At 34.9% G+C, this 23,757-nt stretch carries 27 protein-coding genes and 2 pseudogenes; all 29 read right to left on the reverse strand.

Annotation, left to right across the window (positions count from 1 at the left end):
- Positions 1 to 86 precede the first annotated feature (86 nt).
- Positions 87 to 416: pseudogene (locus J2Z38_RS06075) on the reverse strand (VirD4-like conjugal transfer protein, CD1115 family); the annotation flags it as partial.
- Positions 413 to 898, reverse strand: coding sequence for a PcfB family protein (locus tag J2Z38_RS06080; RefSeq protein ID WP_008800878.1), 486 nt, complete (start codon positions 896 to 898; stop codon positions 413 to 415). The gene J2Z38_RS06080 and the pseudogene J2Z38_RS06075, both read right to left, overlap by 4 nt.
- Complete coding sequence (locus J2Z38_RS06085) at positions 895 to 1,746, reverse strand: ATP-binding protein (protein ID WP_004830074.1); 852 nt, start codon at positions 1,744 to 1,746, stop codon at positions 895 to 897. The genes J2Z38_RS06080 and J2Z38_RS06085 overlap by 4 nt, the downstream gene beginning before the upstream one ends.
- Complete coding sequence (locus J2Z38_RS06090; RefSeq protein WP_004830073.1) at positions 1,743 to 2,513, reverse strand: replication initiator protein A; 771 nt, start codon at positions 2,511 to 2,513, stop codon at positions 1,743 to 1,745. Before J2Z38_RS06090 ends, J2Z38_RS06085 begins: the two co-directional genes overlap by 4 nt.
- An 89-nt stretch (positions 2,514 to 2,602) precedes the next feature.
- Positions 2,603 to 2,887, reverse strand: coding sequence for a CD1845 family protein (locus J2Z38_RS06095; protein WP_004830069.1), 285 nt, complete (start codon positions 2,885 to 2,887; stop codon positions 2,603 to 2,605).
- The gene (locus tag J2Z38_RS06100; RefSeq protein ID WP_209773856.1) at positions 2,888 to 3,049 is read right to left on the reverse strand and encodes a hypothetical protein; all 162 of its coding nucleotides are present in this window, start codon (positions 3,047 to 3,049) and stop codon (positions 2,888 to 2,890) included.
- 595 nt (positions 3,050 to 3,644) lie between these two features.
- On the reverse strand, positions 3,645 to 4,997 hold the full coding sequence (locus J2Z38_RS06105; protein ID WP_209773858.1) for an MATE family efflux transporter: 1,353 nt from the start codon (positions 4,995 to 4,997) through the stop codon (positions 3,645 to 3,647).
- Positions 4,998 to 5,023: 26 nt separating this feature from the next.
- Positions 5,024 to 6,769, reverse strand: coding sequence for an ABC transporter ATP-binding protein (locus J2Z38_RS06110; protein ID WP_071132113.1), 1,746 nt, complete (start codon positions 6,767 to 6,769; stop codon positions 5,024 to 5,026).
- The gene (locus J2Z38_RS06115; RefSeq protein ID WP_000933065.1) at positions 6,762 to 8,552 is read right to left on the reverse strand and encodes an ABC transporter ATP-binding protein; all 1,791 of its coding nucleotides are present in this window, start codon (positions 8,550 to 8,552) and stop codon (positions 6,762 to 6,764) included. The genes J2Z38_RS06110 and J2Z38_RS06115 overlap by 8 nt, the downstream gene beginning before the upstream one ends.
- On the reverse strand, positions 8,542 to 10,011 hold the full coding sequence (locus tag J2Z38_RS06120; RefSeq protein ID WP_019116057.1) for an ABC transporter ATP-binding protein: 1,470 nt from the start codon (positions 10,009 to 10,011) through the stop codon (positions 8,542 to 8,544). Before J2Z38_RS06120 ends, J2Z38_RS06115 begins: the two co-directional genes overlap by 11 nt.
- Positions 9,996 to 10,766 (reverse strand): energy-coupling factor transporter transmembrane component T family protein, encoded by a 771-nt coding sequence (locus J2Z38_RS06125; RefSeq protein WP_442417715.1) that lies wholly within the window; start codon positions 10,764 to 10,766, stop codon positions 9,996 to 9,998. The genes J2Z38_RS06120 and J2Z38_RS06125 overlap by 16 nt, the downstream gene beginning before the upstream one ends.
- Entirely contained in the window at positions 10,699 to 11,295 is a 597-nt protein-coding gene (locus tag J2Z38_RS06130) for an MptD family putative ECF transporter S component (RefSeq protein ID WP_001049471.1), read from the reverse strand. The genes J2Z38_RS06125 and J2Z38_RS06130 overlap by 68 nt, the downstream gene beginning before the upstream one ends.
- Before the next feature lie 123 nt (positions 11,296 to 11,418).
- Positions 11,419 to 12,057 (reverse strand): TetR/AcrR family transcriptional regulator, encoded by a 639-nt coding sequence (locus tag J2Z38_RS06135; RefSeq protein ID WP_001273433.1) that lies wholly within the window; start codon positions 12,055 to 12,057, stop codon positions 11,419 to 11,421.
- A 287-nt stretch (positions 12,058 to 12,344) separates the two neighbouring features.
- Complete coding sequence (locus tag J2Z38_RS06140; RefSeq protein ID WP_019116058.1) at positions 12,345 to 13,928, reverse strand: recombinase family protein; 1,584 nt, start codon at positions 13,926 to 13,928, stop codon at positions 12,345 to 12,347.
- 2 nt (positions 13,929 to 13,930) lie between these two features.
- Positions 13,931 to 14,341, reverse strand: coding sequence for a recombinase family protein (locus J2Z38_RS06145; RefSeq protein ID WP_019116059.1), 411 nt, complete (start codon positions 14,339 to 14,341; stop codon positions 13,931 to 13,933).
- The gene (locus tag J2Z38_RS06150; RefSeq protein ID WP_019116060.1) at positions 14,338 to 15,903 is read right to left on the reverse strand and encodes a recombinase family protein; all 1,566 of its coding nucleotides are present in this window, start codon (positions 15,901 to 15,903) and stop codon (positions 14,338 to 14,340) included. Before J2Z38_RS06150 ends, J2Z38_RS06145 begins: the two co-directional genes overlap by 4 nt.
- Positions 15,904 to 15,964: 61 nt before the next feature.
- Positions 15,965 to 16,177, reverse strand: coding sequence for an SHOCT domain-containing protein (locus J2Z38_RS06155; RefSeq protein WP_019116061.1), 213 nt, complete (start codon positions 16,175 to 16,177; stop codon positions 15,965 to 15,967).
- On the reverse strand, positions 16,164 to 16,574 hold the full coding sequence (locus J2Z38_RS06160; protein WP_019116062.1) for a helix-turn-helix domain-containing protein: 411 nt from the start codon (positions 16,572 to 16,574) through the stop codon (positions 16,164 to 16,166). The genes J2Z38_RS06155 and J2Z38_RS06160 overlap by 14 nt, the downstream gene beginning before the upstream one ends.
- 174 nt (positions 16,575 to 16,748) lie before the next feature.
- Positions 16,749 to 16,913 carry a hypothetical protein gene (locus J2Z38_RS10790; RefSeq protein WP_459208507.1) on the reverse strand — a complete coding sequence of 55 codons (165 nt, stop codon included), beginning with the start codon at positions 16,911 to 16,913 and terminating at the stop codon, positions 16,749 to 16,751.
- Positions 16,908 to 17,735, reverse strand: a pseudogene (locus J2Z38_RS06165) (N-acetylmuramoyl-L-alanine amidase); the annotation flags it as partial. The pseudogene J2Z38_RS06165 and the gene J2Z38_RS10790, both read right to left, overlap by 6 nt.
- Entirely contained in the window at positions 17,728 to 18,138 is a 411-nt protein-coding gene (locus J2Z38_RS06170) for a phage holin family protein (RefSeq protein WP_001933615.1), read from the reverse strand. The pseudogene J2Z38_RS06165 and the gene J2Z38_RS06170, both read right to left, overlap by 8 nt.
- 1 nt (position 18,139) lies before the next feature.
- The gene (locus tag J2Z38_RS06175; protein WP_001933613.1) at positions 18,140 to 18,664 is read right to left on the reverse strand and encodes a hypothetical protein; all 525 of its coding nucleotides are present in this window, start codon (positions 18,662 to 18,664) and stop codon (positions 18,140 to 18,142) included.
- A 9-nt stretch (positions 18,665 to 18,673) separates the two neighbouring features.
- Positions 18,674 to 19,267, reverse strand: a complete 594-nt coding sequence (locus J2Z38_RS06180; RefSeq protein WP_001933611.1) for a hypothetical protein — start codon at positions 19,265 to 19,267, stop codon at positions 18,674 to 18,676.
- A gap of 14 nt (positions 19,268 to 19,281) precedes the next feature.
- The gene (locus tag J2Z38_RS06185; protein ID WP_019116063.1) at positions 19,282 to 19,494 is read right to left on the reverse strand and encodes a hypothetical protein; all 213 of its coding nucleotides are present in this window, start codon (positions 19,492 to 19,494) and stop codon (positions 19,282 to 19,284) included.
- Entirely contained in the window at positions 19,494 to 19,790 is a 297-nt protein-coding gene (locus J2Z38_RS06190) for a hypothetical protein (RefSeq protein ID WP_001933608.1), read from the reverse strand. The genes J2Z38_RS06185 and J2Z38_RS06190 overlap by 1 nt, the downstream gene beginning before the upstream one ends.
- Before the next feature lie 12 nt (positions 19,791 to 19,802).
- Entirely contained in the window at positions 19,803 to 20,084 is a 282-nt protein-coding gene (locus J2Z38_RS06195; RefSeq protein WP_001933606.1) for a hypothetical protein, read from the reverse strand.
- A complete protein-coding gene (locus J2Z38_RS06200; protein WP_019116064.1) occupies positions 20,065 to 20,247 on the reverse strand; it encodes a hypothetical protein in 183 nt (60 codons plus the stop codon). Before J2Z38_RS06200 ends, J2Z38_RS06195 begins: the two co-directional genes overlap by 20 nt.
- Before the next feature lie 11 nt (positions 20,248 to 20,258).
- Positions 20,259 to 23,084: a phage tail spike protein gene (locus J2Z38_RS06205; RefSeq protein ID WP_019116065.1), complete on the reverse strand. Its 2,826-nt coding sequence runs from the start codon at positions 23,082 to 23,084 to the stop codon at positions 20,259 to 20,261.
- Positions 23,085 to 23,756: a hypothetical protein gene (locus J2Z38_RS06210; protein ID WP_019116066.1), complete on the reverse strand. Its 672-nt coding sequence runs from the start codon at positions 23,754 to 23,756 to the stop codon at positions 23,085 to 23,087.
- Position 23,757 lies beyond the last annotated feature (1 nt).

Genomic DNA, 23,757 nt, shown 5'->3' on the forward strand with positions numbered 1-23,757 from the left:
GTGATTTTGTTATGATATTCTATCATGGCATTATCCTCCTTTTCTCGTGTCTATATATCACTCCTGTTCAGTTAATATTATGCAACCCATCTTGCCGAACCATACTCTTTCCCCTGTCTAAACTTTTTCGCATTTTTGCCTTTGGTATAGACGATAAATTTAATTAAAGCTGCCACGCCCACACCCATTAAAACATCTATTGGATGAACGCTTGGAATAAAGCTCATGGTATTAAGCTCTAATATTCCTTGAAAGATTTTGTCTATCACATCGCCACCAGTATAGGCTCGTACATGGTGAGAAAAGATATTGCCAAAATAGAAAAATGCAAGATAGGGAATATTCTGCTTTAGAAACTTTGCCTTATCTTGCACCTTAAATAAGCCTTTGATGTCTTTTAGTATCTTATCTATCATAGGATCTGCTCCTTTTGTTTATTCTTGACTTTATCTTTAGAAACAGTGTTCTTTGCCATCTCCTTGAACTTCTCAATATTTTTGTGAATGGACTCTTTCCTTTCCGTTTTCTTTTCTGATTCTGAAAGAGCGTGTTTAAAGGCTTTATCCATCACTTTCATGTCTTTTGCCTGAAAGAATACGGAGTATTTACCGCTTTCCTTATCTTTCATTACTGAAAACTTTACCCCATACCGATTAAGTTCCTTTTTCAGTTCCTTCAGCTCTGCTTCTTCTACCGGAATTTCTTCAAGCTGTCCCTTTTTAACCATATCTTTGAGCTTCACTTCATTTCCTTTGCTACTAACGAGCTTTTCCAGTCCTCCGAGTTTCTCAGCCTCTTTCATCAGTTTCTTGAGTAAAGTCAAAAGAAGTTTTGCTGTTACTTTTCCGGCTTTAACCTCCATATTCAGCGTTTTTCTTGCAATTTCTTCATTGATCAAGTTCTCTCACCTCCAGTCAGTAATCTTTCTTTATTCCTCTTCAATTTTTCTTCCTGAATAACTTTCCTGTAATCTTCTCCAAGCACCATCACAGGAATACACATCTCGATAATCCTTGAGTAAATTCTTTGGTATTCCACACTCTCCGTACAGTTTTCAATTTGGCTGTATGAAAGATTTGTGGTAAAGATTGTTGGTTTATGCTTTAAGTACCTGTTATTCACAATGTTATATACCTGCTCTTTTGCATAGCTTGTATCTCTTTCAATTCCTAAATCATCTAAGATGAGAACGGAAGTGTTTACAAGGGATTCGATATATGCGTTTTTATCAAGGTCAAATCCGCCTTTTTGCAGTTCGTTGATTATCTGTGCAAAGTTTCTAATCTTAACGCTTATCTGATACTGTTCAATCAGAGCATTGGCAATAGAGCAGGCAAGATAGGTCTTTCCGCTACCCACCGAACCATAGAATAGGAGTCCGATATTTTCTTTTCTCATCAGCTCATAGTCTTTTACAAAATTCTTTGCGATGATAAGACTCTGATTTTCTTTTCCCTCATAGTTTTCAAAGGTATATGCCCATTGAATCATGGATGTGAAGCAGATACTTTTTAATCTCTCGATTTCAAGCTGCTTTTGTCTTTCTTTTTCTTTTGCTTCTCTATCTCTATCGCATTTACAAGCTGTCTTAAATATCATCTGCTTTCCGAAAAATTCTAATGCTTTTCCATCTTTTCTTTCATGGCACACTTTACAGTAGGCGTGTCCGTCTTTGATGTATTCTTTTTCAGGATCAAAGCTGTATTCCACATCTTCTATCATCACTTTTTCTAATTCTTTAATCATAAATGTACTCCTTTGTTATATTCCTCCCATGTAGGGATATTGGTTTTTTTCTTACTTCCCTGATCTTTATAGAACCAAGAAAGGATTGTTGCTTTATGGTCTTTATATGTCTTTCCGGTACTTTGAAGATAGGTTGATAGTCTTTCAATGTAGTTATCAAGCTCTCCTGCCATTTTTATTTGTAATTCTCCTATATCCTCATCTTTCAAAAAGACATTTTGAAATGTTCCAAGTCCGCTTTTCCCAAAACTATATTCTCTCTTACTATATTTACTCTTATTATTCTCTATATAGTTAGAGTCAACATTTTGAACTTCCTGAAGTTCATTTTCTTTACTTCTGAGGTTAAAATCTTTTACTTCTGAAGTTAAGTTTTTTGACTTCTGAAAGTCATTTTCTTTTACCGCTATTATGCTCATAAAATCTTTAACATAAATGACATTCGGCTTACCAAGTCCAAGCCTTACTCTTTCAATCAGTCCTATTCCTTTTTTGCTGTCTAACTCGTCCAATGTTTTTATAGCTGTCGGCTTTGAGATATTTCTTCTTCTCATAATTTCTTCAACAGTAAAATAGATAAATACTCTGCCTTCCTTGTCCACCCAGTTATTCTTAAAGGACATTCCTGTGCGTTTCAAAAGCATGGAGTATAGGATAATGGCTTCAGCAGACAGTCCCTTAAATTCTTCTCCGTCTACCAATATTTCAGGCACTTTTAGAAAGTTAAATCTTTCCGCTTCTCTGTTATAGAAATAGTCAAAGTTCATGCAGGATCACCTCCTCTCTTAAAAATTTGCAAAGAAAAAGACGATAGTTTTTTCTCTATCGCCTTTGGTAACCATTTTTATGAAATTTTTTAGGTTGATTTTATTGCTTCATTGATACCTTGTAAAAAAGCTATAACAGTTGCTCCAACCATCGGTATTCCGTATGGACTTAACAAGAAACCTAATATCAATGCTTCTATTCCGATGGTAACTTCTTTTTGCAGAAAAGAGGCAATTGCTCCAAATATGCAAAACATCATCAGCAAATATAGTAGGGCTGTTCCAATACCAAGTAGAAATGTCAGAAATGCTGTGAGGATACTTAATGCCAAGCTAATTGGAAACAAAATTATTTTTATTATCCATCTCATCATTTAGTAGTCCTCACTTTCTAAAGCATTCTTTGTATCTCCACACACCATATCAATGCAAACATTCACATCCATATAATTTTTTAAGACTTTTTTTCGTCCTCCCTCTCCGTCTTCTACAAATACATAATGTTTGTAAAACTGCTTAAAATGCAGTATTTTCACGATTTCACTCTTTGTATCAACGCTATGCACTCTACATGGCACGCAAAAACAGTATGAATAACAAGTCGTATTGTCCGTTCGTGGAAACTTGTCGAGTACACTTTTTAACGATAGGACAAGGCTATCGTTAAAAGGTTTAAGCTGTAATGATAATTATTTTCTAACATTTTATTATAAACGAAATTTTAATATTTACAATCCACTGATTATGTTGATTTTTTTTATATCTGCTCTCTGACTTTGACCTTTTGTCCGTTGACATAAAGGTAATATTCTTTGGGCATATATGTTTCCTCCATTTCTTTTTTGTCTGCGTTTTTAGACAAAAAAGGAGGACTTCTGCACATAGGCATAAGAAGTCCTCTAAAATGAAAGAAACTTGCTCTTCCTTTAATTATATTTAATTGTTTAGAAGAGCATATGGAAAGACAAACAGCTATAAAGCTTATAGGAAAAAGGACTATTTTTATTGTGGTTTATTCTTTCAAATAAATATATAGACTTTTCCATTTCTATCCCTCCATTTTATAGCTAACTATTTTCCATAAATTAAGTCCTTCTAATGTTTCAAATTCTAAACACCTAATAAGAAATTTTATGCTTTAACTTTTTCTTTCCCCATTTTATTAAGTTCTCCAAGCATCATGAAGATTCCAACAACAATCATAATGAAATCAACAAGGGGCTGTGTGAACCAAACAGCTTTTACTCCAAATACCATTGGCAAAAGAATCATTGCAGGGACAAACAGGAACAGCTGTCTAAGCATAACAATAATCCCCGCTTTCTTTCCGTTTCCAATAGATTGGAAAAATGTAATGCTCATGACCATTACTCCATATAAAATAAATACGGAATAGAACAGTCTGAAATTTCCTACCCCTTGTTCTATGATATTTGTCTCTACTCCAAACAAAGAAAGTATCTGACTTGATAGCAATAATGATGGAATCCAAAAGATTGCCGCAAGCACAAGTCCTCCGATAGAAAATACCTTCATTGCTTGCCTTACTCTGTCATATTGCTTTGCTCCGAAGTTTGTTCCGACAACAGGCTGCAATCCTTGACTCATTCCCCAAAGTGGAATGAACGAAAAGGCATATACACGAAGCGATGCTGCCATCAAAATTCCGTTTGGATCTCCGCCATACTTAAATGCCATTTTATAAAGCATAGTTTGTTGTATCATAAATAAAAGCTGCATCATCATAGCTGATGATCCTACCCCAAACATTTCTTTTTTTATCTCCGGATTAGACTTTATCTTATGGATTTTAACAACTTTACTCTTTTTCAAGAAATAATGTAGTGTTGCCACTGCCTGAACAAATTGTGCTGTGATGGTTGCAAGGGCAGCACCTTCAATCGCATATTCACCCATAACAGTCATTAAGATAGGGTCAAGAATAATATTCAGTAATGCCCCAAATCCCATAATCGTCATAGCTTTTTTCATCAGTCCTTCACCACGCATAACCATGTTTGCGGACTGTGTGAAGTTTACAAACAAAGAGCCTATAAAGATCACTCTAAGGTATCTAATGCCATAGGCTTTGATTTCACCTGTTGCTCCAACCATAGACAAGAAATGTGGAGCAAGAAGTATTCCTCCAACTGTAATAATTACAGAGAAGAAAATCACCCAATAGATTAGGTTGCCCATTATTTTATCTACAGTTTTTTGATCTCCTTTACCGATTGCTCTTGAAAGTACAGATGCAGAACCTACACCAAGTAAAGTTGAAACACCGCTGTTAAAAAAGGTAAGTGGCATTGCAACGCCGCAGGCAGTCATTGCTGTTTGCCCTATGATTTTTCCAGCAAATATTCCATCCATTAACGGATATAAGCCGATAACAATCATTCCGATAACAGCCGGTATAGATAATTGAAATAACAAGTCTATTGGTCTTTTTGTTAATAATTGTTCTTTCATATCTTGTTTCATCGTCTTCTCCTCTCTTAGACCAATTTTTATATAATTTTTAGTCCTTTATTTTTTTCTTGCAGTTGTACCATATTTTTATAGATTCCATCTAAAGTCATTAAATCACTGTGATTTCCTTGTTCTGCAATATTCCCATCTTTTATTACAATAATATTATCAGCCTCTTTGATTGTGCCTAATCTATGGGCAATCACAAGCAATGTCTTGTTTTTTACCAATTCACTGATTGCTTCCTGTATATAGCTTTCATTGTCCACATCAACACTTGCTGTTGCCTCGTCAAGAATTACAATAGGAGCATCTTTTAATATGCAGCGAGCAATAGAAATTCTTTGTTTTTCACCACCGGATAGAGTTGCTCCTCCTTCTCCAATCATTGTGTCAAATCCATCAGGAAGTGCCATAATAAAGTCATAACATCTTGCTTTTTTTGCGGCTTCTATAACTTCTTCTTTCGTCGCATTTTCTTTCCCCATGGCAATATTATTAAAAATCGTATCTTGGAATAAATAAACTCTCTGGAAAACCATACTAATTTCCGACATCAATTCAGATAGTGAAACATCCTTTATATTCACTCCTCTAATCAAAATTTCACCGGAGTCTACATCCCAAAATCTCGCTAAAAGGTTGGCTACTGTAGATTTTCCTCCACCAGATTGTCCAACTAAAGCTGTCATTGTATTCTTTTTCATTTCAAAATTCATATCATGCAAAACCTCTTTTTCTCCATAAGAAAATTTCACATGATTAAAACTAATTTCCGGCTCACCAAACTTAGCCTTTAAGATATGTTTTTTACCTGTATCCTGTAGTTCCGTTTCATTTAATACTTCTTCAATACGATCTAAAGCAGCATTCATAACTGTTAGCCTGCTTGCTTCTCCATAAAGAGTTTTTAATGGACTGAATAAGTCAAATACAAATAGTATCAGTCCTAACACATAAGGAAGTTTCAACATTCCTTGTAAATGAAGATACAAAGCAAGTGCCAAAATAAATGTAATTCCGATACCATAAATGATGTTCAATCCGCTTGTCCAAGGTGTCATCTTCTTTTCAAACTTTATAGAAGTGTCTCTTGATGAAGCAAAGCTATCTGTAAGAGCCTTTGAATTGTCGCCTAAAAGGTTATAGCTTTTGATTACACTAATTCCTTCTGCAAATGACAAAACTGAATCTGTTAGCTTCTCTCCTTGCTCTTGCCTGATAACAGCTTCAGATAAAGACATCTTATTCATGCCGTTTGCAATCAGTGTTGCAACCAATATTACAAACACCGCAATCAATCCAATTCTGTAGTCCAAAACAAACATGAATATAGTAAGCACAACGGTTGAAAGCACATAACTCATCATATTAGCTATGGTACTCATGGATACTTCCTCAATGAATGCCATATCTGAACTTAAAACAGAATTGATTTTTCCTAAATTTCCTGATGTGAAATATCCCATAGGAAGTTTTCTAAGGTGATTTCCAAGCTTCATCCTTTTGTCTGCAAAAATCAGAAAGCCGGCTGCACTTTGCAATTTATCGCTTAAGAAATGAACCACCGCTTGTAATAAAACCACTAAAACAAGTCCTATTCCTACATATAGAAAAGTTTTGGAGGTATTCGTTTTTTCATAAAATCCTATCAAAACGGTAAATGCAATAAATATAGGCATTTTACTTAATATGGATTCAACAAAGGCAAAAACAAATGCCCCTTTAATTCTATTTTTATACTTTCCTGACAAGTTTAAAATTCTTGATATTAGCTTAAACATTCATTTCACCTGCCTTTCTATCAATTTTCCATTCCTTACTAAATATTGTCGCATCCCATAATTTACGGTAGTCTGCTGATGATTCTAACAAGTCCTTATGTTTTCCATTTGCAACTAAACGGCCATGATTCATTACCAATATTTGGTCTGCATCTACAATTGCCGGAAGTTTATGAGCAATTACAATCAATGTTTTACCTTTTACAAGTTCAGCAATCGCAGCTTCCATCTTTTCTTCATTTTCAGGATCTGCATAGGCAGTAGCTTCATCAAGTACAACAATCGGTGCATTTTTTAAGATAGCTCTTGCAAGGGATATTCTTTGTCTCTCTCCACCTGATAACATCTTTCCTGCCTCGCCAGCCAAAGAGTAAATACCATTTGGGAGCTTATCTAAAAATTCCATACACTGAGCTTTCTTTGCAGCTTCTATCACTTCTTCATCCGTAGCTGACAAATTTCCGATACGAATATTTTCTAAGAGTGAAGTATTAAATAAATATTGGTCTTGAGACACATAAGAAATCTCTTTATTCAGTGCCTTAAGACTCATATCCTGTAAATTTTGTCCTCCAATACTAATGCTTCCTTCTAAAACATCATAGTAATGAATTAAGAGTTTCGCTAAGGTGCTTTTACCTGAGCCTGATTCTCCAACAATGGCTGTCTTTTCTCCAACTTTTGCTGTAAAGCTCACATTATGAATCACATTTTTAATGTATGTTTCAGGTTGTCCATTCTCTCCCATCTTGCTTAGTTGATAACCAAATGTAACATTGTCATAGGAAATAGTTTGATCTATACCTTTAAACTTGTTTTCACCTTGTTTTAATGGTTCTATATTTAAAGCATCTTCCAATGCAGATATTTTATAATTAAGCTGTGGCATCGTTGGTAAAAATCCCAAAGCCTTTAAGAGTGGTAAGCCAATACTCAAAGATAGGCATAAAACCAATATCAAATCAGAAAGACTAACATAGCCCATGTAAGCAAAGTAACCGCCAAGCGGCAATGTTAATATAATCGTGCATGGGAGCAAGGCACTATACAATGCCATCCATGGCCATGCAGTCTTATACCAAGCGAGTGCATAATCTCTATAATCTCCAACATCTTTAGAAAATCTTTGATATGATTCCGCTTGCTTGTTAAACACTTTTACTACTTCCATACCATTCACATATTCAATAATGGTATTATTCATTTTTCCACTCGCCATATAATATGGTCCCATTTTTTTCATTCCTGCGGAATACATAATCATCATAGCGACAATGCTTAGTGGAATGGATGCCAAAGACATAAGTGCCAGTCTCCAGTCAACGAAAAACATTGCAATATATACCATTACAGGCACAATTAAATTGGCAATTCCTTCAGGCAATGAGTGTGCCAAAAGAACTTCCAAACTACCAATATCATCTACAAACATCTTTTTAATAGCACCTGTTCCCTTTTCTTCAATAGCTCCTAAGGGAAGATTCTCCATCTTTTTTTGTAGAGATGTTCTAAGTCCAAATAATGTGTTATATGCTGCCTTATGGGACATATTAAGACCCAAACCACCTAATAATGCTTGCAAAACCAAACATATCAAAATACCGGCAAGCAAAATAACTAACCTTTTGAATTCCAAATTTTGTCCTAAAATCAAAGGATTTATAATCTGATAAGCAAATAGAAATGGCACAACTCCCATAATGACACTTAATAGCATAATAAAACTCGCTAAATGTATTGTTTTCTTATGCGAACCAGCATACTCAAAAACCTTATTTAACATCATTCTCCTCCTTAATCAAAGATTTTTTATTATCCATAAAATCCATAATCACTTGTTCATTTCCTTTTACAGATATTTTTTTATAATTTTCTCTGCCAATCATTAAAACAGAATGGCAAGTTTTGAATAGTAGTTCCAAGTCATGCGTAATAATGATAAATGGAACTTCCTCTGATTTTTCTGTAATTAAATCAGATATAATACTCATACTTCTGTAATCAAGTCCAGAGGTCGGTTCATCTAAAACTATCAATTTTCGATTGGATAAAAACGAAGTAATAATCGCAAGTCTTTGTTTTTGACCACCAGACAATTTTTGTGGGTGGCTTACTTTCTTATGCCACAAATTTGTTTGCTTTAAGTAATCTCGTATTTCTTCCAAATCACTTTCCGTATTCTTTTCTTTACAAAATATCAGCTCATTTTCCACAGTGTCTAAAAAAATCTGAGCATCAACATCTTGCAAAACTAAATAAGAATTTTTCAATCGTTCCTTCTTGTTCTTTCCATAATTCACATCTAATCTTTTTTCGGAAAGCCCACACAAAGAATTTGCTAATGTTGTTTTCCCAATTCCATTAGAACCGATAATTCCCATGATTTCTTTTTCTTTAATGTCAAAAGTCAAATCTTTTATCAAAGTTCTTTTCCCTTGGTGAATATTTGCATTGTCGACTTTTATATAGCTTCTGGTTTTTAATGGCTCTTTTTCCGACACAAGTTCTTTTTCATTTAATGTTCTTAATTCCAGTTCTTTACACTTCCGGTTATCGAGTTCACCTTTTTTAAAAATATTTTCTACCGTTCCATCTTTCATATAGACAAGACGATCAAAAATATTTTTAAGGTAATACAATCTATGTTCAGCTATTACAATTGTCTTGCCAATCGCTTTTAACTTAACAAGTATGTTTTCAAATTTCCTTATACTGTCATAATCAAGGCTACTTGAAGGTTCGTCGAAAAAGATAATGTCTGTATCATAAATAAGTGTTCCTGCTATCGCCACCTTTTGTCTTTCTCCACCAGACAATTCAAAGATAGATTTTTTTCTTAGATGACCTATCTCCAATAAATTTAATGCTTTATCTACCTTTTCTTTTAATAAGTTCTCATCTAACCCAAGATTTTCTCCTACCAAAGCAACTTCATCTTCAACCACATCGCAAAAGAACTGATCCTTGGGATTTTGAAATACATTTCCTATATATTTTGCAAGTTCACCTTTCTGATACGAAGATATTTCTTTTCCCAAAAGCTCAATATTACCTTCTAAATTTCCTTCGTAAAAATATGGAATGAGTCCATTTAGAAGTCTTAAAAATGTTGTTTTCCCACATCCTGAAAGACCTGTTAATACAACTATCTCTCCTTTTTTTACAGACAGTTTTAAGTCTTTTAGTACTAAGTCCTCGCCGTATGAAAATTTGCGTATATTTGCTCCTAAGATATTTTCCATACACTCACCAAAACCAAAATTATTCCAATCATTAACATTACAATATCGATAAAAGTAAATTTTACATCATGAAAACTTGTTTTTTTGCCATCATATTCAATGCCTTTTGATATGATTGAACAAGTTAAGGTATCGCTTATATCTATGCACTTATACATAAGAGGAACAAAATATAATTCAAATGTTTTAATTGGTTTGAAAATACTTGCTTTAAATCCTCTAATTTTCATGCCATTGTTTATTTCCTTCATCCTAATAGAAATTTCCGGAATAAAACGAAAGAATACTGTGATTCCTATACCTATTCCACCATCAATACCAATTTTTCTAAATGCAGCAATTAGATGCGAAGAACTATACGAAGACAGCACTTTTCCCAAAATGAAAAGTGGAGCAAATTTCAACACTATAAGTAGCATTGTATATATAGAACCAACCAAAACATTTCCTAAGTGGGGTTTCAGCAAATAAATAAGCCCCCATACTATAAGCAATGAACATATCGTTCTAAATGCCTTTCTTATAGAAAATAAGAATAATAGTCCTAAGACAAAAATAAGGGAAAATAAATATTGTGATTGCTCTCCAACAGTTAGAATAACTGAAAATAGTAAAATCAACCCAACTATAGTAAGTGGGTTGATTTTATCTAATAGTTGGTACCCTTCTATATAGTTTTTTTCACCTTTACAAAACACTTTTTTTCTTCCTGTTGCTAAAGAATTTGTTGTAAATATATGTTCCAAAATTAGCACCAATAATTGATGCAACGATTGCGATCACTACGCAAATTGCAATGTTTTTAGGGGTGTAAAAATTATAAAGAAATGTTGCATAGTCTGTTGTAAACATCTTAGGGAATTGTTTTGTAAGACCTTCGACTCCAAATACGAATGTGAAATACATCGCATGAAGCGAATATATAAACATACCAGCACCAAAACCAAGTCCTACTCTCATATTTTTGTCTGAGTAATTTTCCTTTTTACCAATCACAAGCTCTGCTAATATTCCTGCAATTGCACAAACTACTATTACGGGCCACATTCCCATAAGAGCATAGAACACGCCGAGTAATAAGAAATATAAGAATGCTGTTCCTCTTTGTGCGACTTGTTTACACATTATTACAAAAACTGGTGCGGCAATAATTGTTGCAAGTGCCGATGATAAATACAAACTCGGAATCATTCCAAAAGAACCTGTCAAAAATCCTAATCCCATCGTAAGAACAAATCCAATAACAGAAAATACTGCTATTTTTACAATACCTTTTAAATTCATTTTTCTCCTCCTTGAATACATATAATATTTTTTATCTGCTTATAAAGCAGCATGTTGCCAATTTGTATAAAATTAAATCTTTAATATAACTAAGTTATATTTGATGCAAAAAAATTTTCCATTTTACAAACCTCTTATTTTGCCCCATCCTTCATTAAAGAATTTTGAAATTAGTTTGGCATTTAATTCTACTTCTTCTCTGCTTTTAGAATGAACAGCAACTTCAGATAAAGCATAATAATATGCATGGTTAATTAAGTGAATTCCCATATCGGTTATTACACTACCGACACCATCTTCACCATAAATCATGCTTAATATTTTGATGTGATTTTTATCTTCTATTTCCACGAGTTCATCTAAAAAATTACTGTATTTTGTTCCATAAGAACCAAACACTAATAACTCAAATGCATCTTTATTTTCAAAAAAATACAAGACCATCTTAACAGCGCCATGTGCTTTAAAGTCTAAAATTTTATAAATGGTTTCTTTCCCAAGTGGAACTTCCTTTTTATATGTCTCAAAACTCTTATCCTCATACATAGCATAGTATTTTCGGATTTGGCTTACAATCGGCTCAACTAACTCAGAAAAAAGTGCTTCCTTATCCTCAAAATGACCATAAAACGCCCCAGTAGTAACACCTGCTTCTTTGCAAATAGCTCTTAAATTTGCCTTTTCAAATCCTTGTTCTTTGAAAATTTTCTTACCACTATTAAGAATCCTATTATGAGTTACTTCATAATCTCCGTTTGCCATGATTTGCCCTCCTTTCTTCAAATATAACTTAGTTATATTATAACACTTGTTATGTTTAAAAGTCAAGATATTTATACACATACATTGACTTTTATGTTATAATTATATAACAAATTTGAAAACTTGCTTAAAGCTTGCTAATCTAATTATTCTTTTGTAGCAAGCACAGTAAGTGTACGGACACTTACGGAAAATTGACGAAGCAGCCCTTGGGGATCTGCTTCTTTTTTTATCAATTTTTAGCTTGTTAGGGAGAACCCTAAGACCCCGAAATACATTCAAAGGATTTAATCAATCCTTATTCTTTCAATATTTATTTCTATTCCAGATTTAAAGGTTATTTCAAATTTATCATCATATATTTTTATTTGCTTGATGTATTTTCTAACAAGTTCTTCATCATATTCTGTTATCTCTCTGCTTTGAATTTTGAGAAATTTCTCCATATCCTTGATGCGTCTTTTGGCATCTTCATCAAGAGCCTTTTGAACAAGCATCTTATGTTTTTCACCCTTTAGGGTATCAACTTCATTAGCAATGTCCGTATAGTCTTTCTTAGCTCTTACCTGTGCAAGGAGTTCCTTTTGTTTTACCGCAATTACTCTATTGATGGCTTCTATTTCTTCATCGTTACTTCCAGCAACTACTTTTTCAATATTCTTTATTAGAATTTTTTCAGTATCATCAGAAGTTTTCAAAACCTCATTCATGGCTTTTACAACTGCTTTTTGTAGTTCTTCCTCTGGTATAGTAGCTGCATCACAGCTTTTTGGCCCATGCTCAACCCTTGTACAGCATCTCCATACCACCAAACGCTCTCCACGATTATTCCAAGCAACTCGCCTATAAATATCTCCGCATTTCGAGCAAATACAAAGACTAGAAAGCGCATATTTACTTGAATAGACTCGCTTTTTCTTTTTCCCTTCTCCACTAAACATATTAGCGCGCCTTAGCATTTCTTCCTGCACCTGTATGAATATATCTCTTGGAATAATGGCTTCATGGTTATCTTTTACATAATATTGAGGCTCTGTTCCATCATTTTTTATACGAACTTTATTGATAAAATCTGTTGTAATTGTCTTTTGAAGTAGTGCGTCACCAATGTACTTTTCATTCTCTAGAATTCCTTTTATGTTAGAAACATGCCACTTAAGATGTCCTGCTCCATTTTTTATTTTATCCCTCTGGAGTCCTGTCGCAATTTCTCTTAGACTTGATCCAGTTAGATACTCACGATAGATTCTTTTTACAACCTTAGCCTCTTCCTCATCGATAATCAGATTGCCATCTGCATCTTTGGTATAGCCTAAAAACCAGTTTGTGTTAATCTGTACTTTTCCCTCTTGATACCTAAACTGTATACCCATCTTAACATTCTGAGATAATGAAGCTGATTCTTGCTGAGCAAGTGATGCCATAATGGTAAGAAGAAGTTCACCGCTTGCTTCCATAGTATTTATATTTTCTTTCTCAAATATGATAGGTATGTTGCTGTCTTTTAGCTGCCTTACATACTTCAGGCAGTCTATGGTATTTCTTGCAAATCTACTGATGGATTTAGTTATGACCATATCCACCTTACCGGCCATGCAGTCATTAATCATCTCATTAAAGCCTTCACGTTTTTTGGTATTTGTGCCCGATATACCATCATCCGCATAAATTCCCACAAATTCCCAATCACTATTTCTAGAAATATAGTCCGTGTAGTGCTTCACCTGCATTTCATAACTTCCAGCTTGCTCCTCGCTATCAGTACTAACTCTACAATAAGCTACTACCTTTAACTTAGGTTTTTCTTTTTGATTACTTATCGAATTTCCCGGTCTTTTCCTAGCGGGAATAAGCATTACATTCTCATTCAACTCTATCCCTCCCTAATCAAACTATATACATATTCTGCCTGCTTATATGGATCATCAAATTTCAGCTCTGCTCTGCAGCACTTAAATTCTCTAACAGGCACAAACGCTTCTGAAGGACTAATTTCTTTGATTCTGTTCCTTTGAATCGTATTATTTTTTCTAGCTTCTTGAACCTTATTAAATAGATCTTCATCTATCAATTCTGGATAAAATTCTGTTCCAAGATATACCGTATTTCTTAATATCTTTCCAATGGAACTATGTGTTTTATCTATTCCTACAGCTTTTGCTGATGCCCTCATTGAGTTACATTCAAGATATTTTTTATATAGAGCAATCACCTTCTCAGCCTCTGGTATATAGATAACACCTTTTGCATTCTCTACTCGGTATCCATATGGTATGTGTGTCACTTTACTACCACCTCCTCTGTTAAATTTAAGCCGCACTTCAGATGAAAGGTGAATTTAAGTCTATCTTCTATCGTGATCTTCTCAACAAATTCCGAAAAAGTATCATCAATAAAATCTTTGATACAATCACTTTTGTTTATAAATCTTAGTAGTTTTTGAGCTTCATTTAGATGATTTAGATCTCCACTAACGATTGATGAAACACTTGCTTTTTCCTTTTCAAGGTCATCAAGCTCCAGGGAAATATTATTGTTTTCTGCATAAAATACATCTAGCTCTATATAACCACTACTTAATAGCTTTGTTAGTACCTGAGCTTGTTCATTCAGCTTTTCTATTTTTTTATCAAGTTCTAAAATATGCCTTAGCCGATCCTTGTTATTGCCACCTCGCAAAGTGTCTACAAAAGGCTTCAGCATAGTATTTTTGCCTGCTATAAGCTTATTCATCATTTGAACATATGCTGCTTTGATATGTTCTTCTCTTATATACTTCATGTTGCAGCTTTTCTTATCTTCAATATGCCTAACGCAGGTCCAAGCAGCATAGTCTCCACTTTGTGCATATCTCATGCACCTTTTTACTTTTGAACCACATTCACCGCAATATACCTTTCCGGAAAGAGCGTATCTTTTTTGATATTTGTTATCTGAACCATCTATATTTTTTTCTTTTCTTCTCTGACCTACTACAGTTTTTACCAGTTCAAAATCCTCATGGCTAATAATAGGTTCGTGGTGATTTTTCATCATATATCTGACCTTTTCTCCACGATTTTGATGTCTGTTAAAATTCTCGTCTGTATAGGTTTTTTGAAAGATAACATCTCCTGTATATTTTTCATTCTTTAAAATAGCTTGAACTGTTGAAGAGTGCCATTTAATGTTTTTCTTTGTAGCTATGCCTCTTTTGTTTAGTTCATTCGCTATTAGATATGATCCCAATCCTGATATTGCCATTCTAAAAATTTCCTTCACAATCTCAGCTTCACTTGGAACAACAACCATCTTTCCATCAACATTTTCATAGCCGTAGGGTGGATAGGAAATAACATAAGTCCCATTTTCAAACCTTCTTTTTAACGACCATTTGCTATTTTCCGAAATAGATCTTGATTCGCTTTCTGCAATAGAACTTAGAATTGAAAGCATAAGTTCTGAGCTCATATGCTCAGTATCTATATTTTCCTTTTCAAAATAGATGGCTACTCCAAGTCCTGTAAGTTTTCTTACCATTTCAAGGCAGTCCACTGTATTTCTTGCAAATCTACTGATAGATTTTGTGATAACCCTATCAATTTTTCCTTTTTCACAATCATCAAGTAATTTCAGCAGGCTCTCCCTTTTTTCTATTTTTGTTCCACTGATACCTTCATCAAAATATAGCCCTGCGTATTCCCAGTAAGAATTTGCCTTTATGTAATTTTCATAGTGTTCTTTTTGAACTTCAAGACTAAGGAGTTGTTCTGCACTTTCTGTTGAAACTCTAGCATAGGCTGCTACTCGCATTTTCTTAACTCTGTTATTTTGCTGTCTTTTCTCTATTTTTGTTATCTTTGCCATCGTCTCACCTCCTTTTTGGTCAGTACTATATATCACTCTAAAGACATTATTTATCAAGTTATTAATCCAGTATTTCCTCATAAAACGGCTCAAAATTGAGCTTATTAAGCTCGCTAATCTGCACCGCTTCATCTTCTGAAATTAATCCATTATCTACTAGCCTCTTTGTCAGCATTTGTGCCACTTCATATTCAAAGTCCTTTTGCATTTTTTCTTCTGTGAAAGATCTAGCCTCTGTTTCTATGGAGATTTGAGCACCTTTAATTATCTGCATTTTGCTCACCTCCAAACCTGTCATAGATATAGCAGCTATGGCTACAATACTTACGATTCTTATTTCCATAAGAGATAAAAATCTTACCGCAGCTAACACAGGTACATTCATAGTTGGCTTTCTTACTTACTAACTCTCTATTTTTATTCCACCAGTTATTTCTGCATTTATCTGAACAAAATCTTTTCTTTTTTCTCCCCGGTTTTTGTATGACAGGTTTGTCGCAATACTCACAGAGAGATGTATCCTCATCACAAGTTTTAGTTCCACCAAGGCCATGACGCTTACAGTAACTTTTGATGGTATTTACAGAAATATTTATCTCTTTTGCTATCGCTGTATATCCAAGTCCCTTTTCTCTTAAAATCTTTATCTTTTCTTTTTCTTCTAATTTCATCGGTCTACTCCCTTCTCACTGGCTAAGGGAGTTTCAAAACGATTTGTCCGACTTAATGTAAAATCTTCTCCCTACAAATCACAGGCAAAAGAAAAGAGAGGATAGTAAACCCAAATAAAAAAAAGCCTGAAGATTATTCCAATTAAGGAATAGCCTCCAGGCTCAATTTACTACTTATAAAAGTTCATTCACTCGTCTTTGTACTGCAGTATAGTCATATCCAGCTCTTTCAAGTCTGTTCTTTCTATCTTGACCATTACCCCAGTCACCTCTAATAACTTCACGAGCTAAGGTGTCAATGGATTTTCCAGCAGGTTTACTTGCATTTCCAGATAAGATCTCATTTACTCTGTCTTGAACAGCATCATAGTTATATCCTGCGGATGTCAGACGGTTTACTCTGTCCTGTCCATTACCCCAGTTGCCAGCAATTACCTCCCTTGCTAAGGTATCAATGCTCTTTGATTGCGAGCTTGTTACAGGGTAAACAGATCTACCATTTGCATCATAGACAGAATATCCTGAATTTGCATTGGCACACTTTTTAGCATTTTCAAAGTTTCTAAATGCACCCTTTTGACTCTTTGCATCAGACCATGACTTTCTCACCCTATATAAAGATGAGCTTTGTGTCACAGATGGACTTGTACTTCCACCATGTAGTCTTTTGTTGACCTCACTTGCAATGTAGGTAAATTTGCTACCAAGATAAGGTCCTGGACAGTTGGTATTGGCATACCACTCATGTTTTTGTAATACGCCGTCTTTTCCACCTGTATAGGTACAATTCTTGATGCCATTTCTTCTGCAAATATCCGTAACTAAATCAATCAAGGTAGCAAGCACTCTATCGCTTACAGGCCAATTGCCTCCGTTACTTGAATTGGCTACTTCAATAGTGATGGCTCTGTTATCACACCAAGAAGATGATGTACACCAAGAGCGGTTACTCTCATCTACACATAAAACGATTTTGTTATCATTTCCGATTCCATAATTACACGATGCCTGTCTTGAAGTTGGCTTAAAAATTTGACCGATAGTTGCTGCACTCACAGCGCCAGCTGTATGGTGAATAGCAATTTTTGTAATGGGCTGATTTCTTCGTCCACTATGGTTTGGACTGTAATTTACTATACTAACTAATGAACTGTTACTCATGACTTTCCTCCTTATCGTTTAGCTGCTTTAATACTGCCTTTAGCTTTTCAGGAACAGGTAGTCCTAGATGAACAGAGTTTTCAATAAGTGATAGACCCTCATTTGAAAGGTAAAAGAAAACCACTGCGGTTCTTAGTACACTTCCAGACTTAATCACCTGCACATCAATGATGTTGGCAATACCAACAAGCATAAAAATAAGCACCTTTCTAAAGATGCCTTTAAATCCTACTGCACTGGATAACTTCCTATCTACCACAGCACACATCACCCCTGTGATGTAATCAATGACTACAAATAAAACGAGTGCGATGATAAGTCCATCACACCCGCCTAAAAAATATCCAAGCCATCCGCCAACTGCCGTAAAGGCAAGCTGGCACATATTCCATAATTCTTTCATACTACATTCCTCCTAATATCATACTTAAATCAACTGCCCTAATTGCCGTGACAATAACGGGTATTTCCATTTCAGGCTTATCGCCATAAAAACGAATTCGCATTTTTTCATCAATTTCCAACCTAAAAACAAGCCCCAACTCACGGATGACATCACTCCCTTTTTCATCATCAATCTTAATAAAAGATGCAATACTGATATGATCTTCTATCTCTTGTAGTTGAAGGTGCTCCTTTATTTTGTCATAGTAGTAGATCCCATCTTCTAATTTCCACTCATTCGGCTTTATAGAGAAAATTAGAACAACCGGTGTTATCTTCAGTTCAAACTCCTCAAATATAGAGCGGTTTGCTCTTGCAAAATACTCTCTGTTAATTACTTCTTTTCCTTTAGAATTTGGTTCATAGTCTGGTGTTTCTACTGTCGGATTTCCTTTAAAGGCAGGGCTATCAATTGGTGCAAATTTTCCTTTTAGCTTGGCAAAGAACCTGTCTAAACCTTCTTTAGTTAAAAACTTCTTAGCCATAAGCATCACCTAGACAAAAAGTGTGTCTATCTCTTCATTGGTGATGCTTGTAATATCTGTAGCCTTTAGGTAACCACTAAGATCGACTGATGTAGTACCAATCTTTTCAAACTTCTCATTCACCCAGATGAATTCATCATAAGCATCGTTATCTCCCTTATTATTAGAAACAAGATAGATAATTGCCTTATCACCGCTAGTTGGAAGTTCCTCTACCACAGAAAATTCGATAGATTTCACATTACCAATAAGCCCTTTCACTTCTTCAGTAAGTTCTGTCTTTTTCACATAGTCTGCATAATCATCAAGCTGTGCTACTTTTTTCGGAATCGCCGTTACTTTAGCATATGCATCTATACCTTCCATCCCTTCAACGCTATGAGGGATTTCTGATTTCTTAGCATAATCACCTGCATCTGTAAGGCTCTCTACCTTGGTTGGAATAGCAGATTTCAGCGCATAGTTTTCAGCATCCAAAAGCTCTGTCACATTCTTTGGAATTGAATTTTTCACCTCATCAATTTCACCCTTTTTGACAAAGGTGTCCTTTAGTTTCTTCCAAACATATAAAAGTCCATTGTTATCTAAATATTTTGCCTGCATTTTTCTTCCTCCTGTTATTTAAGTAATTCTTCCAGTTCAATATTTGATATTGTGTTTAACCCTAGTTCTTCTAGGCTTCTATTGCCAATCAGCTTCACTTCATTTATTTTTGGCTGATTGATTAAGTTGTTATAATCAGAAGCTGGTGTGTCTGATACTCTAATAATTGTTTCAAATGATGCATCCATCGGTGCATCTCTTTTAAAGCTTGTCGTAATTTCTGACATTAAATTTCACCATCCTTTAAAATTTCATATGTGCTGGTTCGTATTAAAGCGGATGCTATTGCACTTCCATCAGAAAACTTTGCTCTTATTTGGATTGTCACAATTCCTTCTGTAAAAAGTAGCGTGTCCTTTTGAGATAGATGAACAGATACAATATTCTTTTGTATTTTTACTTCATCAATACTCTTCTCTAATACGACCTTGCCATTTTGCTTATAGGTAATAAAAAGGACAGATGCATTAGTTAAATCCACATCTGTCCTAAATATGTTTGTTGGTGTTGTTCCTCTATGCATTGGATTATCCTCCTATGCTTTTTCTTCATCTTTTGCCTTTAGTTTTAAGATTTCATCATTAAGTTCTTTTTCTCTATCTTCATAATATTTATCAATGCTTTCTCTAAAAGCCTCCACTTCAAGAGAATTTTCTGTGATTACTGCAGATCTTACATCAACAAGTATGCCAGATAATATCCCCTCAACCATATAAGTTGGAATGGGTATTTTTTGTTGTAAGTTTGCGATACTAGAACTTAACTCCCCTCGAAACTTCTGGTAGGCAAGGGCATAATTAATGGTTGGCTTCTCCATGAGATTCCTCCTTGTCTTTAAGTAGTAAGTCCAATTTGTGATTGATTTCTTCAAGAAGCAAGGTATTTTTATCATCCTTAGCTTCTTGCTTTTTTACTACATCTTTTTTAAGTGTCCCTTCATTGATGACTACTTCATTTGTGTTAATAATTAGTTCTGCCATTTTACATCCTCCTAACCATAATAATTTAAATCCATTAATACACCATCTTTAAAAACCATACGTCCGCTTGAACCCCATCTAGATACAGTACCATCTGAATTCATACCAAGTATCTGTACAAAGTTAATTGTGGCATTCACTCCAAATCCTGTTTCCCACTGTGGATCTACAATCTTAAATCCATGTGCATATAGGTTACATCCAAGATGAATACCATACTGGCTATAAATACTGTTTGATCTTGAAAAACAAAGCATTGTAGTGTAACTTCCAGCATTAGCAGATTCTTCTTGAGAAAATGCCATATATTTTCCTTCGCTATCAAGGTCAAAAACTAGGCCTTTATGGGAGCTGTTACCACTCCATACATTTGTACCAATCTTTCCGATGTATTTCCCATCACGATAGAAGTGATTTCCATTTTCATCAAAGACTGCTCTTTTATTACTGCTATCAATCGAACCGTTATATAGCCCAATCTCTCCTGCAGTAATCTGTACATATCTACTAGCACCATTAAAACCAAGTAAAAAACTGTTATAGTTTTGTCTCATAAAAGTACCAAACTCACCTTTTTTCACCATTGATGAGATAGAGCCTTCCACAACAGATATTTTTGATATTGCTGTTTCTGCCTTTTCCTTAGCTGCACTTATATCCTTGTCCACAACTCTTATCCAGTCAAAAGATAGAGAAGAACTGATGCTCTCAGTTGATGAGTATTTCCATAGTTTTCTAGTTCCGTCTTTGTATGGGGAATGTTCTGACTCTGGATAAGACGAACCTGAAAGTAAGACCGCATCACCTGCATCGGTTGGTAGTTTTGATTCACTGCCTATCACTTCCTGTGATGAACTCGCTTTCTTTATAGAATCAATCTTAAAACCATAATAATCATGACCAGAACCATCACTTCTCCAGTAAAGCCAAAACTTATCTGATGGAATAAATACCGTTTGACCCGCTATACTTGTTCCACCACATCTTGGAAGTGCATATGTCTTGCCATCAAGCTCATAGAAGATTTCCACCCAGTCATATCGTTCACTTTCTGTCCTAGAGCTTGCATTGAATTTAAGCTCTAGTCCTTGCTTTTTCATAATATATCTATAAGCATATCCCGTTGTTGTATCATAGAAAAAATCACCAACATGGGTAAGCCTTAATCTATCACTATTCCAGCTATTGGTTGGTGCTCTTGAATAATTAGGAACATAGGTGCCGTAGTAATTACCATTCTTCTGCTCAAGCTTTTGATTAATTGTTTCTACACTTGCCTCAATCTTTTTATCCGTAGCAGAAAGTCTGGTATTCACTTCACTGATGGTATAATAGTTTTTTAACTTCTTGTCTGTATCAGATATGGCCTCTTTCTTTGAATCAAGAATCTGCCTTTCCACTTGAGAGGTATAGGAAACTGATAGTTTTTCAGCATCAATAGAATGGCTCATAATTCTTTCGCCATAGATCATTCCATCAAGTGTCATACCAACAGCATATGGACCCTTATATCCATTACGACTTCCACCAATACCGTTCATATTTATCTGAAGAACCTTTGTAGCTGTGTCCTTATCTGGTGTATCCATATATAAGTCTCTAAGCCATCTACCAGAGGAATCATATTCTGTTAGCTTATATCCACCGGTACCTGTATTCATCTGAGCCTTAAGGTTATCAATGGCACTTTGGACTCTCTCATTATCAATTTTTCTTGTAACAAGGCCTTCTTCTTTTATCTGCCTTACTGCATCTTGAGAACTTTGGATATAGCCTTTACTCTGATTACTTCCAAGCACCACCTTAATTTCACCAGGCTTTTGCAGTGGTATGGTCTGTTTCATAACGGGAAAGATTCTATCCATTCCAAATGGATAGGCTCTGCACCTTACCCTATCCCCGCATTCAATGGTTTCTGTAAAGATTCCAAACTCAGACAAGTCAACAGCTGAAAGATTAAGTTCTACCATTTCAAACTGATTATCCTTAAGCCACTCTGTTCCTTTTCGTATAAGATTTGCAGGCACGGTCACATCATCCCATCGTACCACCTTACAAACCCAGCCAAATTCTGCTAGTGCCTCTTTAGAAACAAGATAGTTCTTACCATCATTTACCGATGTAATATCTGTATATTGTTTTAGAACAGCATTCACATCACCTTCTATTTCCTTACCAAGTGGAATGATGGCTGTTGACACATCTTCTGCAGATAAGTCTTCTGTATAATCAAGAAGGTTAAGTCCAAACTCTATGTTCTGACCTGTGTCTTTTCCCATTTCTTCAAGCCTTAAATAATCAAGAATTAAATGACTACCTTCTCTTCTTAGTTTCAAATATCCACCAAGTTTTTCTACCATCTTTGTCATAATTACTTCTAGTGTGGTTTCATAATTGGTGTAGCGATATAAAGAGTCATTTGGATCGGTAATGGTCACTCTTCCAAGCTTTATTCTTTTTCTTTCATCCACTTTTTCATTATGAATCTCTAGGAACTTTGATAGTAGCTGGTATGGCGTTTGGTCGTGGTATTCCCTCTGAGGCTGGATGCTATCAGCTAGATATGATAAAAGACCTACGCACTGGACTTTCTTATTTCCTCGTAGGTCTTTTGTCTGTTCTCTTACTTCTCCTATAAAGATTTCTCTTTCATCTCGGTATACGCTGACAATGGATTTTCTGTTGTAGATTTTTTCATAGTATGGATTTTCAGGCGGACATATAAAGCTAAGAGTTCCAGCAGTATTTAGTTCCAAATTCAGTGTAGAACTAATTAAAACTGCCTTCTCATCGCCAGGATAATAGATGGTATTCCCATCCATCACAATTTTATACACTTATAGCCACCCCCTCTTATATGAAATATCTAGTGTGCTACTACCTGTGAAGGTAAGCACTAAGTTCTTTCTTCCTCTAACTTCGGGAAACCTGCTCATGCCTTTAGGCAAAGTAAAATTCTTTCCTTGAAAATTTAAGCTTAGAACATTTTCTGTTTTATTATGAAATTCAGGAACTATGGTCATATCTGAATCATAGGGTAATGTTATAGTTTTACTACTTGTAATAACAATCCCATTAACTTTATGAGTAAACTCACCATTTTTCAAATCTTCTAGCCTATACTTATATGGCTCAAGCTTATAATCTAAAGTAATCAGAGAATAATTTTTATCTGACTTAAATTCACTCACCCATATTCTTCCTAAATATACATAGTCTTTTTCTGTATCAAGTACTAGCTTTGTCTTTTTACCATGAACTGTGCTTAGAAGTTTTCTATAGACCTCCTGCCACTTTTCCATATCTGAAACAATAAACTCAAAGGAGCCTGTTCTCATCTCATAGAGCACTTCACCTGCAAGACTTTCCGTTATATCAATCTCACCATGTCTTCCCGGTATATCAAGATACTCTAGCTTTGGTGATGGTAAGTTAACAACCGGCTTACTTGTCGGCACAAGTCCAAAGTCTTTATAACTATGAAACTCTCCTATTTTCATTCCGTACATT

It is taken from the genome of Anaerococcus degeneri, from assembly GCF_017874475.1.
GTDB classification, from domain to species: domain Bacteria; phylum Bacillota; class Clostridia; order Tissierellales; family Peptoniphilaceae; genus Anaerococcus; species Anaerococcus degeneri.

Coding starts and splice junctions, on each gene's coding strand:
- J2Z38_RS06085 (WP_004830074.1), bottom strand. CDS start 1,746: ATGATTAAAGAATTAGAAAAAGTGATGATAGAAGATGTGGAATACAGC.
- J2Z38_RS06090 (WP_004830073.1), bottom strand. CDS start 2,513: ATGAACTTTGACTATTTCTATAACAGAGAAGCGGAAAGATTTAACTTT.
- J2Z38_RS06095 (WP_004830069.1), bottom strand. CDS start 2,887: ATGATGAGATGGATAATAAAAATAATTTTGTTTCCAATTAGCTTGGCA.
- J2Z38_RS06105 (WP_209773858.1), bottom strand. CDS start 4,997: ATGAAACAAGATATGAAAGAACAATTATTAACAAAAAGACCAATAGAC.
- J2Z38_RS06110 (WP_071132113.1), bottom strand. CDS start 6,769: ATGTTTAAGCTAATATCAAGAATTTTAAACTTGTCAGGAAAGTATAAA.
- J2Z38_RS06115 (WP_000933065.1), bottom strand. CDS start 8,552: ATGTTAAATAAGGTTTTTGAGTATGCTGGTTCGCATAAGAAAACAATA.
- J2Z38_RS06120 (WP_019116057.1), bottom strand. CDS start 10,011: ATGGAAAATATCTTAGGAGCAAATATACGCAAATTTTCATACGGCGAG.
- J2Z38_RS06130 (WP_001049471.1), bottom strand. CDS start 11,295: ATGAATTTAAAAGGTATTGTAAAAATAGCAGTATTTTCTGTTATTGGA.
- J2Z38_RS06135 (WP_001273433.1), bottom strand. CDS start 12,057: ATGGCAAACGGAGATTATGAAGTAACTCATAATAGGATTCTTAATAGT.
- J2Z38_RS06150 (WP_019116060.1), bottom strand. CDS start 15,903: ATGGCAAAGATAACAAAAATAGAGAAAAGACAGCAAAATAACAGAGTT.
- J2Z38_RS06155 (WP_019116061.1), bottom strand. CDS start 16,177: ATGCAGATAATTAAAGGTGCTCAAATCTCCATAGAAACAGAGGCTAGA.
- J2Z38_RS06160 (WP_019116062.1), bottom strand. CDS start 16,574: ATGAAATTAGAAGAAAAAGAAAAGATAAAGATTTTAAGAGAAAAGGGA.
- J2Z38_RS06170 (WP_001933615.1), bottom strand. CDS start 18,138: ATGAAAGAATTATGGAATATGTGCCAGCTTGCCTTTACGGCAGTTGGC.
- J2Z38_RS06175 (WP_001933613.1), bottom strand. CDS start 18,664: ATGGCTAAGAAGTTTTTAACTAAAGAAGGTTTAGACAGGTTCTTTGCC.
- J2Z38_RS06180 (WP_001933611.1), bottom strand. CDS start 19,267: ATGCAGGCAAAATATTTAGATAACAATGGACTTTTATATGTTTGGAAG.
- J2Z38_RS06185 (WP_019116063.1), bottom strand. CDS start 19,494: ATGTCAGAAATTACGACAAGCTTTAAAAGAGATGCACCGATGGATGCA.
- J2Z38_RS06190 (WP_001933608.1), bottom strand. CDS start 19,790: ATGCATAGAGGAACAACACCAACAAACATATTTAGGACAGATGTGGAT.
- J2Z38_RS06195 (WP_001933606.1), bottom strand. CDS start 20,084: ATGGAGAAGCCAACCATTAATTATGCCCTTGCCTACCAGAAGTTTCGA.
- J2Z38_RS06200 (WP_019116064.1), bottom strand. CDS start 20,247: ATGGCAGAACTAATTATTAACACAAATGAAGTAGTCATCAATGAAGGG.
- J2Z38_RS06210 (WP_019116066.1), bottom strand. CDS start 23,756: ATGTACGGAATGAAAATAGGAGAGTTTCATAGTTATAAAGACTTTGGA.